At 58.7% G+C, this 12270-nt stretch carries 6 protein-coding genes and 1 pseudogene; 4 read left to right on the forward strand and 3 right to left on the reverse strand.

What is annotated here, in order from left to right; all coding sequences use genetic code 11:
* From ISP19_RS02820 to nagA, 4 genes and pseudogenes are all read left to right on the forward strand, one after another.
* Window positions 1–281: pseudogene (locus ISP19_RS02820) on the forward strand (glucose/galactose MFS transporter); the annotation flags it as partial.
* A 107-nt stretch (window positions 282–388) separates the two neighbouring features.
* Window positions 389–1417, forward strand: a complete 1029-nt coding sequence (locus ISP19_RS02825) for a LacI family DNA-binding transcriptional regulator (protein WP_204679587.1) — start codon at window positions 389–391, stop codon at window positions 1415–1417.
* Between the two features lie 172 nt (window positions 1418–1589).
* Window positions 1590–2624, forward strand: a complete 1035-nt coding sequence (locus tag ISP19_RS02830; protein ID WP_204679589.1) for an SIS domain-containing protein — start codon at window positions 1590–1592, stop codon at window positions 2622–2624.
* Complete coding sequence (nagA, locus tag ISP19_RS02835; RefSeq protein ID WP_204679596.1) at window positions 2624–3784, forward strand: N-acetylglucosamine-6-phosphate deacetylase; 1161 nt, start codon at window positions 2624–2626, stop codon at window positions 3782–3784. The genes ISP19_RS02830 and nagA overlap by 1 nt, the downstream gene beginning before the upstream one ends.
* Before the next feature lie 171 nt (window positions 3785–3955).
* Here the strand turns inward: nagA and ISP19_RS02840 are convergent, their stop codons facing one another.
* The 3 genes from ISP19_RS02840 to ISP19_RS02850 all read right to left on the reverse strand — a co-directional run bounded on the left by ISP19_RS02840 (window position 3956) and on the right by ISP19_RS02850 (window position 12216).
* Window positions 3956–6055: a hypothetical protein gene (locus ISP19_RS02840; protein ID WP_204679599.1), complete on the reverse strand. Its 2100-nt coding sequence runs from the start codon at window positions 6053–6055 to the stop codon at window positions 3956–3958.
* Between the two features lie 516 nt (window positions 6056–6571).
* Complete coding sequence (locus ISP19_RS02845; protein WP_204679601.1) at window positions 6572–8575, reverse strand: hypothetical protein; 2004 nt, start codon at window positions 8573–8575, stop codon at window positions 6572–6574.
* Between the two features lie 335 nt (window positions 8576–8910).
* Complete coding sequence (locus tag ISP19_RS02850) at window positions 8911–12216, reverse strand: dermonecrotic toxin domain-containing protein (RefSeq protein ID WP_204679604.1); 3306 nt, start codon at window positions 12214–12216, stop codon at window positions 8911–8913.
* Between the last annotated feature and the right edge of the window lie 54 nt (window positions 12217–12270).

A 12270-nucleotide genomic window follows, 5' to 3' on the forward strand; every position in this document is an offset into this window, starting at 1 on the left:
ATATCTCGGTGGCGTTCGTCGCCGCGCTGGGCTTTGCCAACGCCATGATGTGGCCGGCGATCTTCCCGCTGGCGATCAAGGGCCTGGGCAGCCATACCGAACTGGGCTCGGCGCTGCTGATCATGGGTATCGTCGGTGGCGCCCTGATGCCCCAGGTCTTTGTGCATCTGAAGCAGTACATCAACTTCCAGCTCGCGTTCCTGATGGTCATCGTGCCGTGCTATCTGTACATCCTGTACTACGGTGTCATCGGCCATAACGTGGGTACCCGCCCGGCCTGAGGCATAATTGACGATGTCAGACGCCGGTACTGCGTCCACCACTCAACCCGTTGACTGGGGCTGCGGCATCCCTAGGATGCCTACCCAATACCCGGGAGGAACCCCCGTTGCACAGCCCCACCATCAAGGATGTCGCCAAGCACGCCGGCGTCTCGCTCAAGACGGTCTCCCGCGTCATCAATCACGAAGCCGCGGTACGGTCGGAGACACGCGAAAAGGTGGAGCGGGCGATCGAGCAGCTCGGCTATCGCCCGGACCCCTCCGCCCGCAGCCTGCGCAGCAGCAGCCACGCCTATGCGATCGGCCTGGTCTACGACAACCCGAACGCGCACTACGTGATCGACATGCAGAACGGCGTGCTGTCGGCGTGCCGGGAACGGGGCTTCGGCCTGCAGATCTATCCCTGCGACTCGACCGCGCCGGGCCTGGCCGAGGAACTGGTGTCGCTGGTGCAGCGCGCCCGCCTGGCGGGATTGATCCTGGCGCCGCCGATGTCGGAGCAATCGGCCCTGCTGGCTACATTGAAGGCCCACGAGGTGGACTTCGTGCGCATCATCGCCGCACGCGAGGATCCCAAGGACGGCATGCCCTGCGTCTACGTGGACGACCACGATGCGGCCTACGCGATCACCGAACACCTGATCCAGCTCGGCCATACGCGCATCGGCTTTCTGTGGGGCGAACCGCATCACCGCTCCAGCCCGGAGCGCTATCAGGGCTACGCGGATGCCTTGAAGGATTACGGCATCCCGCTCAACCGCAAACTGATCCTGCCCGGCCGCTATGCCTTCGACGATGGCTTCCGCGGCGCACGCAAGCTGCTGGCGCTGAAGGAACCACCCACCGCCATCTTCGGCTGCAACGACGAAATTGCCGCGGGCGTATTGGCCGCAGCACGTTCAGCGGGACTGGACGTGCCGTGGGATCTTTCCATCGCCGGTTTCGAGGACAGTCCGTTTTCCAAGCAAGCCTGGCCGGCGCTCACCACCGCGCGGCAATCGACCAGCGAGATCGGCCGGCATGCCGCCTTGCACCTGATCAGCGGCCTGCAAAACCAGGACTCGGAACCAGCCAACGAAGGCTTCATGCCCGAGCTGGTGGTGCGTGGCTCGACGGCGCCGCCGCGGCAGACCTGAGGGTTAGGAGTGAGTGGAGAGGAGTGAGGAGTGAGAGAAGGCGCCGGTCCGCCGCGCTCTTCTCCGTGCTGCTCGCTACGCCTTTCACCCCATTCCGCCGGCGCTACCAGGCCGCGCGGAAGCACCCGCTTTCTCTCACTCCTCACTCCTCTCCACTCACTCCTCCAACGCCATGAAATCCTCCTCCGACACCCTGATGTACAACGAGGCGCAGGAAAGCGCTGCCGCTGTCGAACGGCAGTTGGCGCAGAACGCCTCCTTGCTGCAAACGCTTGGCGAACGCCTGCGTGCGCAACCGCCACGCTTTATCGTCACCTGCGCACGCGGTAGTTCCGACCATGCCGCGGCTTACGCCAAGTATGTGTTCGAAACGCGACTGGGCCTGGTGACGGCTTCGGCATCGCCCTCGATTTCTTCGATCTACGATGCGAACCTCAAGCTCGAAGGCGCGCTGTTCATCGCGATCTCGCAATCGGGCAAAAGTCCTGATCTGCTGCGCAGCGCGCAGTCCGCGAAAGCCGCCGGCGCGTATGTGGTGGCGATGGTCAATGTGGAAGACTCCCCGCTCGCCGGTTTGGCGGATACGGTGATTCCACTGCGCGCCGGTCCCGAGCGCAGCGTCGCCGCGACCAAGAGCTACCTCGCCACGCTCGCCGCAGTGCTGCAATTGACCGCGCACTGGAGCAACGACCAGGCGCTGCATGCCGCCGTCGCACGCTTGCCCGATGACTTGCGCCGCGGCTGGGACGGCGACTGGAGCGCGCTCGAACACGGCCTGGTCGATGTGCACAATCTCTACGTGGTCGGGCGCGGCTACGGCTTTGGTGCCGCGCTGGAAGCCGCGTTGAAACTGAAGGAAACCTGCGGCCTGCATGCGGAAGCCTTCAGCGCGGCGGAGGTAAAGCACGGTCCGATGGCGCTGGTCGGCGCAGGCTTTCCGGTGCTGTTCCTGGCACAGGATGACGGCACGCTGGAAAACACGTTGTCTGTCGCCGCCGAATTCCGTGCGCGCGGCGCACGCGTGTGGGTGGCCGCGCCGGGTGCGGAAGGTGCCGACGCGCTGCCGCTGCCTACCGGCATCGATGCCATCGTCACGCCGCTGCTCGCCGTGCAGAGTTTCTATCGTGCGGCCAGCGCGCTCTCGCTGGCGCGCGGTTACGACCCGGATGTACCGCCGCATCTGCGCAAGGTCACGGAGACGGTGTAATGACTGCCAGCCCGCTCATCGCGCTCGTCAACGGACGCGTACTCGGTGATCACGGCCCGCGTGAAGGACTGGCCGTGCTGGTGCGCGGCCGGCGCATTGCCGCGATCGTCGCGGACAACGACCCGCGCCTCGCCGATGCACAGCGGCACGACCTGCATGGCCATCTGCTGCTGCCCGGCTTTATCGATGTGCAAGTGAATGGCGGCGGCGGATTGCTGTTTAACGATGCTCCGACGGTAGAAACGCTGCGCGGCATCGCCGCTGCGCATCGCAAGTTCGGCACCACCGGCATGCTGCCTACGCTGATTACCGATACCGCCGAAAAGATGCGCGAGGCGCTTGCCGCGGTGGACGACGCGATCGAACAGCGCGTGCCGGGCATTTTGGGCATCCACGTGGAGGGTCCGTTCCTCGCCAACGCGCGCAAGGGCATCCACAACGCCGACCTGTTCCGTCATCCGGACAACGACGACATTGAAGCACTCACCGCAGCGCATCGCGGCGCAGTCATGTTGACGCTGGCGCCGGACGAAGTATCGCCCGCCGTCATCGCCCGCCTGAGCCAGGATGGCGTGATCGTGGTGGCCGGCCACACCGCTGCCGACTACGCCACCACGCGCGCCGCGCTCGATGCCGGCGTAAGCGGTTTTACGCATCTGTACAACGCCATGACGCCGCTTGGCAGCCGCGATCCAGGCGTGGTGGGCGCTGCGCTGGATGATCCGCATAGCTGGTGCGGCCTGATCGTCGACGGTCACCACGTGCACCCCGCCACCTTGCGTATCGCCATCGCGGCGAAAGCACGCGGCAAATGCGTCCTGGTCACCGATGCGATGCCGCCGGTAGGCAGCGACAAGCCCGACTATGTGCTCAACGGGCAGACCATCACCATGCGCGATGGCATTTGCCAGAGCGAAGCCGGCGTCTTGGCCGGCTCCGGACTCGATATGGCGAGCGCGGTGCGCAATGCGGTGCAAATGCTGGGCCTGCCGCTGGCCGAAGCATCGCGCATGGCCAGCACTTATCCCGCCGCGTGGATCGGCCTGGAACGCACGCATGGCCGAATGGCCGCCGGTTATCAGGCGGATTTGGTGGTGATGGATGATCGATTGACGGTGCGCGAGACCTGGGTGGCTGGTGTGGCTTACCCGCAAGCGTGAAAGATCGGGCCGGAGGCGAAACCACCGGCCCACTCTCCTGAAGATTTGACGCCCTGCAGAAACTCAAGCACCGCAAAACGAGCATCAGACTTTCCTGATCGTCGTTTTCCACCCGCTTGAAACCCTACGCTCGCGATTCCCTGCGCGGACCATCCGCGTCCGGTCCCTGCGTCAGCCTATTCGAGGAATGCTTTTTGAGGGGCCCGCCTCAGGGGGGAAGCTGATCGTCGTTCCGGCAGGGCTTGGGGTTGCACGGGTCCCGGGAGGCGTCCACGTTTTAGCGCTATCCGGCGACGACACATCTTCTGACCAAGGGAGCTCGAAGGTAATGGAGCCTTCTTCGAAGCTGACCCGCGATGGATCGAGATATTCGTTCTCGACATGAACCTCGTTCGCGGAGTATGCCCCTATCGTCAAGTCGTCCAACAGCTGAGTACGCGATGCTTCATCAGGAATGGCATTGATTTTAGAGAGCACCCCGTGCACAAGATTGAACACCTGCTCCATCACACCGGGATTGCTTTTTATATTTTCTCGCAGGGAGACACTCTTCAAACCCTTGGCGTCAATACGATAAATGGCGTAATGATCAAGCCAGTCTTCCAACACTCCAAAAATCTCATCAGGCCCATGTCGGTCTGCCGACGCAATCACGCTCGGGCCGCGAATCATCTTGGAAACACCCCTGAATCGATACGATTTGCGGAAGCCGACTTGGGTGGGATCATTTCTGCCGGCCGTGACGCTGTCGATCGCGCGATAAACCTGCGGCACATCTTTGCGCTCGATAAATCCCGACGAATTCAAATAGCCGCCTTTGTCGATATGGATGAGTTGTCCGGAGATGGGATTGATCACATCCCTGCCACCCGGAGGAGCGGGGTGGGAGGCCATGGCCGGGATCGCAGGTAACGACGAAGCACCGACCTCGACCCTGAATCGATCGGCCCAGCCTGGAACCTGAAAGGTGTCATTGAGCTCACGAACGAAGTTGCGTTCGGTATAGGGGCCTTCGGCATCAAACCGGTATTGGCTCAAAAAAGCTTGCGCCCGCTCCGTGGTCATGTCGAACACTTCTTTGACGGTTTCCGTCGGAGTTTCGGCCCCACCGCCCAAGCCACGCGAGGGTGGTGTAAACGTCCAGCCTTGATCCGAACGCTGCACGGCGATGCGGTGGCTAGGATTGCTGTCGTAGATATAGCGGCCCGTGCCATCCTGCCCGGATCGATAAAGCAACCCGTCCATCTTGATGTATTCCTGTCCACCCGCCCGATAGACGCCTTGCGCATCGGCGTCTTGCAGGTCGGTCGGCACATCGACACGGTAGCTTGAGGGGATGCGCTCAACGGACAGGATCGGACGGCCCGGCAGCTCGTGCAGTGATGCGAAGCGCCACTCACCGTTGTCCTCGCGCAACGGCCATGTCGACGCAACGCCTTCCTCGTTGGGCTGGTAAACGAAACGCTGACCCTGTTCTTCCGCGGTCGCGTACCACTTTCCGTCTACCTGCACATATTCCTGGTTTTCCCCAGGCCGGTAATAGATGTTGAACCGGGAAGTGAGATGCCGCGTATCCAGGTTCTTCAATTCGAAGTCTTCCGGCCTCGAAGCAGGCGAGGACGTACTTGGCGCATGCTCGAGGCTGGAGGGAGGAGCCCCCTCTGTTGAAAGTTGTTTTTTTATTTCCGCTGTCGGTGTGCTACCTACTTTTCCAACAGACAGATCTTCCACTTCCTCCGGGCGAACCGTTATCGGACGATAAGCTAGTTCCGGACGAACCGTTGTCGAACGATAAGCCGGCAGCTTGAAGCCTTCTTCAGGCATCCCTGGCCCGCCGAAGAGCAAACCCATCACCCACTCCCCCACGGCATGCCATCCAGAGGGTGATGGTAGCTTCCCTTCATCCGGCGAAATCTCACTGGGCGTGGCGGGAGGCCTTCCATGGTTCCACTCGAAATGCGCCTTCTGAAAATCTCCCCAAGACTGATTGATGCCTTGCTTTGGCTCCTCCTGAATAGGTGATCGCTTGGATCTGATCGACGCGTCTGCGTTAGAGCCCGGTACCGTCGCGTCGGAACCTGATGGCGCATTGACGTCCGAAGAAACAGTGCCACCGCCTTGATCGAAGCTGTCCACGTCAGGGCTTGCAGTGCCAAGCGATGCTGAAATGGCGTTGAGCGATGCCGGATGTTGGCTGTTATTTGAAGTCGTGAAAGATGTCGCGTTGGGGTCGGGGGAAATCGATGGAAAAGAAGATAATGCCGTGCGCATAAATAGGATGCCTGCTGATGATGGAATTCGTCATTCCGTGGAATAGCTCGAGTATCCATCGCAGAATCAGCAGCAGGCAGTATTATTTTCTAGCCAAGAGATGGCTGACCTTGCGGAAGCCCGTTTCGGTTAACGGTTTATCGGACTTTCAAAAGCGCGCGTAGGTCGGGGTAAGCGAAGCGCACCCCGACGTCGCCATGTCATGACTTGCCCATAAAACATTCCCGGGCGGATGAAGATTCAACGATGTGTTGGAGATGGCGATGTGTTGGAGATGGCGATGTGTTGGAGATGGCGATGTGTTGGAGATGGCGATGTGTTGGAGATGGCGATGTGTTGGAGATGGCGATGTGTTGGAGATGGCGATGTGTTGGAGATGGCGATGTTGGGGTGCGCTTCGCTTACCGCCAACCTACGTCGCTATCCGGTAAATGGCTGACTTTGCGTTCGTCTTTACCGATTGCCACAAACGCGCTCGTGATCCGAGGAGCGGACCATCAGCGTCCGGCACCTGCGTCAGCCTATTCGAGGAATATGTTTGGAAGGATATTTTTTTGGCTCAACCCGCAAGACAACCTTCGTGTCGACAGTGCTTTCGGATGAAGCGGTCTCGGGAGGCAACCACGTTTTAGCACTAGTAGGCGACGATGCGTCTTCTGGCGAAGGTACGTCGAAGGTTCTTGAGCCTTCTTCGAAGGTAACCCGCAATGGGTCGGGACGCGCATTCTCGACATGAACCTCATTCGCACTGTATGCGTGCCATGTCAGGTCGTCTAACATGTTGGTGCGCAACGCTTCATTATCGATGGCATTGATTTCAGAGAGCACCCCGCGTGGGATATTAAATAGCCGCTCCATGACACCCGGATTGTTTTTTATATTTTCTTGCAGCGAGACGCTCCTCAAGCCCTTGGTGTCGATACGATAAATGGCGTAGTGATCAAGCCATTTTTTCCACAATCCACCCGCGCTGAACATGACGTCAGGCCCATGTCGGTCTGCTGACGCAATCAGCCCTGGGCCGCGAAGCATTTTGGGAATGACATTGAATCGATAAGATTTGCGGAAACCCACCTCGGTTGGGTCATTTCTTCCAGCATTGACGCTGTCGATGGCGCGATAAACCTGCGGCGCATCTCTGCGCTCGATAAATCCTGCCGAATTCAAATAGCCGCCTTCGTCGATATGGATCTGCTGCCCGGAGATGGGATTGATCACATCCCTGCCACCCGGCGGAGCAGGGTGGGAGGCAATGGCCGGTATCGCAGGGAGCGGCGATGCATCCTCCCTCACCCTGAATCGGTCTGCCCAGCGTGGAATCCGGAAGTTCTGATTGAGCTGACGAACAAAGTTGCGCTCGGTATAGGGGCCCTCGGTAGCAAAGCGGTATTGGCTTAGAAATGCTTGCGCCCGTTCCGTGGTCATATCGAAAATTTCTTTTATCGTTTCCGCCGGAGCCTCGGGTTCACCGCCCAAGCCACGCGAGGGTGGCGTAAGCGTCCAGCCTTGGTCAGAAGGCTGCACGGCTATGCGGTGGCTGGGATTGCTGTCGCGGATATAGCGGCCCGTGCCATCCTGCTCGGATCGATAGAGCAATCCGTCTATCTTGATGTATTCCTGTCCACCCGCCCGATAGATGCCCTGCGCATCGGCTTCTTGCAGGTCGGCCGGCACATCGACTCGGTAGCTTGAGGGGATGCGCTCGACGGACAGGATCGGACGACCCGGCAGTTCGTCCAGTGCTGCGAAGCGCCATTGACCATTGTCCTCGCGCAATGGCCATGTCTGAGCAATGTCATCATCGCCGGGCATGTAAACGAAACGTTGACCGTTTTCTTCGGCGGTGGCGTACCACTTTCCGTCTATCTGCACATATTCCGGTTTTTTTCCCGGCTGGTAATAGATATTGAATCTGGAAGTGAGGCTCTGTGTATCCAGGTCCTTTAGCTCGAAGCTTTCCGGATCCGAGACAAACGAGAGCGGACGTTGCTTATCACTCATGCTTGACGACACGGGCCTGCTTATCGAGGGCCGCCCTTTGATCTTAATGACCGGTTGACTGCCGCGGTTCTCAACGGAACGCAGCCCCGCTTCTTCCGGACGAAAAACGACCCGACGAAATGGTGCCGGACGATAAGCGGGCGGCTTGATACCTTCTTCTGGCAGCCCTGGGCCGCCGAAGAGAAAACCCGCAATCAACTCCGAGACGATCTGCCATCCGGAAGGCCGTGGCAGTCTTCCTTCGTCCGGTGAAATTTCATCCGGACTAATGGGAGGCCGGCCATGACTCCATTCGAAATGCTCCCTCTGAAAATCCTCCCATGACTGATTGATACCTTGCTTGGGTTCCACCTGTATGGGCGAGCGCCTGGACCTGATCGGCACATCTGAATTTTCAGCAGCTGAGAATGCTGGGGCAGCGTCAGGGGGTTCTGGTTTTTGACGGCTATTTGAAGCGAGCGTAGATGTCGCTTTGACGTCGAGGAAAATGTGTTGAAAAGGAGATACCACCGTGCGCATAAGTCCAATGCCTGTTGATCGAGGGATGTGTCATCACCGAATATCAGCTATGGAATCATCCGCAGGTGGCACTGGAGCACCGCAGCAACCGCGATGCGCTCGACCGTGACTTTTCAAACCACCTCTCCCTCATTGCGGCAAGGCGCGTCAAAACAGCGAGGGAAAAGCAAGAAGCGCGTGAAACCAGCCATCACGCGTAACAACTGGAGCGTCTCCGAGATCTGCTAAGTTGATGGCCGCCCTGCCTTGCTCACTAACGGCATGTTCAAGCGAGTAACCACCCGGAAGTATTTGTCTGCCTGCCAAAAGGAACGGGTCTCCACTTATGCGGGAGATCACCCGCCCTTCGGGGTATAGCCCGGATTTTTTGTAAACACGCCCTCTTTGTACGCACCAACGACGCGCGACCCGGGGATATCTTCGCCGTAATTGATCTCCCATGGCTGCAATTCCGCACCCACTGAGCCGGGGTTGTTCCGGCGGTTTTGCGCTTGAATCGCCGCATTTCGGTACAGGTGATAGCCTTTCAGACCGCGACCATCAATCAGATAGGTGTATCCGCCGCGGCTTTCGCCGTAGAAATAGGCGCCTGCTCCATCTTTTCTATAAAAAGCCGAAGTCGAAATACCCTTGCCATCGGGATCCAGCGCATCACGCCCTCCTCCAAAACCTCCTTTGAATCCGTTTACCTCACCGAGATTTTTAATCGGGGTGCGCAGCTGGAAACCTTCCTTGAATATCGTTGACGGCTCGCGGAAATCACCGCGAAACACATAGCCATGATAGGTATATCCCTCTTCAGGTGAGCTCCATTCTATTTTCCAGGTGTCCACGACTTTTTTCTGGGCCGCATCCACCGTAATAGGTCTGTCGAGGTTGAAATCATCCTTATCTTTCCTCCTCCACCACGGCATGCCACCGCGCAGCCCCATTCGCGGCGCCACCTGCCAGTCTCCGGTCAGCGCGTTGCGTTGCACGATTGGATCATTGAAAAAGCCTGAGCTTGCCGAAAGAGAACCCGGGTCGCCGACATGCACCGCGCCGGTCTGTCTGTCGACATACACACGGCTATATTCACCATCCAATTTGGCATACAGCGCCTGATTCGCACCATCTGCATACAGGCCCTTGTATTGACCGGTCGGCACGGAGCTGACAGGCAGGTTTCCCTGGGGCAGGGTCGGGCGCTGCAGGTCCAGTTTCGATGACGGAGCGGCTACTAGCGGCCGCCTGACGCCGCGAAACGGCATCCATGCCCTCGCCCCGCCGCGGGCAGCACTGGAAGCGACGCCTGGAATACCGGTCAGCGCGCTAAGCAGCGCATCGCTCGCCGCTTGCTTGTCGCCCTGGCTGTACGCCTGATAAGACTGAAAAAGATCGGACGCGACCTCGGACATCGCCAGCGGGAACACGATGTAGCCTGGTGCAAACATGCTTGCGATCGTGGAACCAGCCCGATAGATATCTTTTGCAATATCAAGACGGTTTTCCACGGTGACTTCATTATCGGTTTTTGCCTTGGCGTCGGCATCGCTCAAAAGATGCCTGACACGATAGTCATACTGATGCTGAAAAAAATCGCCGTCGATGCGCACGCTGCCCAGTTTGCTATCGGCCGTTCCGGATTGAGCCATGCTTTTAAGCCACGGCAGGCCCTCACGAAGCTGATGGGCACCAAACTGGCTCGCCCAATATTGCGCCACGGGACTCCACGAATCCGACTTGTCATGGTTGATCGAAGCCAACTGCTGACGCAGGTCATGCGTGAAAGCATCGCGACCGTCATAACGACGGAATGCCTTCCCGTCCGGCGCGCCCGGCGTATAAACGACGATGCCTGGTTCGTTATCACGATCGAACATGGCGACGTCACGCATGCTGATGCCGTGCCGTCCATTCGATCCATCGAGCGCCAACCCGTATACATGCGTGACTTTGCCGTCACTGCCCATAGGGCGCCCGTGCGCGTCCGGAAAATCGACAACATCCATGACCATCTTATAGTCACGCTTAGTCAGGTCACCTGCGTGCAGCGCTATCTCTGCGTCGTATCGCATTTTATCGGCGTTGCCTTTCTTGACGGCGCTTAAAGCGATATCGAACGCCTCTTTTCCGTCAGGCGTTGTCGGCTCGGCAAAGGTTTGCTGGATCTTCTTGGCGTAGTTTTCTTGCAGTTCCAATTCGTCCTGCAGGTTCTCGACGTAGTCGGTATCGAGCTTTTCCGCGCCAGGACCGGATAAGACCGCTCGGTCGATCCGCCACTCCTTGGGCGCAGTATTCAGAAGCTGCTGGGCGATGACTTCCGTTAGCGGATAACGGACAGTGCCGTCTACGGTGTGGGAGCTCGGTCCAGTTATACCCGGAAGTTGAACATATGTGCGGGTTGGAATAGTGAGCGTAATCCTGGAAGGATCGATGGCGACATGCTTGTCTTTGAGAATTTGCTGCCGAATCGTGCGGGCTGCATAGGTATCAAAACTGGGCACATCGCCATAATAATTCTGCGCGATCTCATCCTGCTCTTGAATATCCCCGGCCAACGCCCGCAAGCTTTCCTTGTCAGCATCGTTGAGGGTGAGGTTTTTCAATCGCGCCGGCAAACGGTCACGAATGAGCCGGTTATCCGCATTCCAGATTGCCAATTCCTGGCTTTCATCGCTACGCGACACATCCAGACCGCTTTCCGACAGCCATGCGCCTTGCGCAGAACTGAGCGCAGTGGTTTTCCAGGTATTGATCTGCGATTCGACCATGGCTTGTGGCAGGTCACCGGACATGCGATCTGCAAAAACCGCCGACCCCTGCTTGTCTATCGCAACGGAGATGCGTTGCTGGTTTTGCGGCGCCTGTTTCGCCAGTATCACATGGCGAAAATCGGCATTGTTTCTAAGTTGCTCATCAAACCAATCAAGCGCTTGTTTGGCGCTGGCGAACTCCCGCAAGGTGCCATCACGTCCGGGAATGTAAAGTACGGTGGCGCCGGTTCGATCCAACCTGTCCGTCACTTTTTTCTCGACGTAGCTATAACCTGCCGGCTTTTGCGTCATGATGACGACGCCATTGAGCGGCTCGGCCGCGTTATCACCGCCGGCCTTCACGGTATACAAGCCATGTTCCGGATCGCTGCGTTGGTGGACGTTGTTGTCGACGATGCGCTTGGCCTCGGTCGACAACTCACCCGCTTCAATGCGCTCCTTGACGTCCTGATCGAGCTGGGAAGCAAGCTGATTTTCCTGCTGAATGCGCCGTGTCATCCAATGGCTGGTGACGGGCTCGTCCCAGAATCCAGCGGATGCCTGCTCGAATCCGGCTGATTTTCCCGCTGTCGGTTTTGGCAGCCGGGTCAGATCAGGCAGTCCTTCTGCGGGCTTGTCGACGACGGATTGTGCCGGTACGCCGGCGAAGTCGTCATGGGTAGCGGGCTGTGTGGTTTGACGCTTTGGTCGGGGCGGTGGTGGCGTCCAACCTACGTAGCGATTGGCGTCTGAAACAGAAGCGTCAGGGAATGTCTGTTGGCTGAGGTGAGGGCTGGTTGTTGCCGCCTCGGCGAAAACATCTGACTGAGCAGCCACATGCTCGGTGGAAGAGCTGCCTTGGACCCGAGAGACCAAGGATAAATTCGTCCCATTTTGAATGCGCACAAAGGAGATCCCATTTTGCTAGGCATTCATGCTGTCTGGGCGGGGCAGTTTCCT

The sequence above is a fragment of the Dyella flava genome (genome assembly GCF_016904955.1).
GTDB classification, from domain to species: domain Bacteria; phylum Pseudomonadota; class Gammaproteobacteria; order Xanthomonadales; family Rhodanobacteraceae; genus Dyella_B; species Dyella_B flava.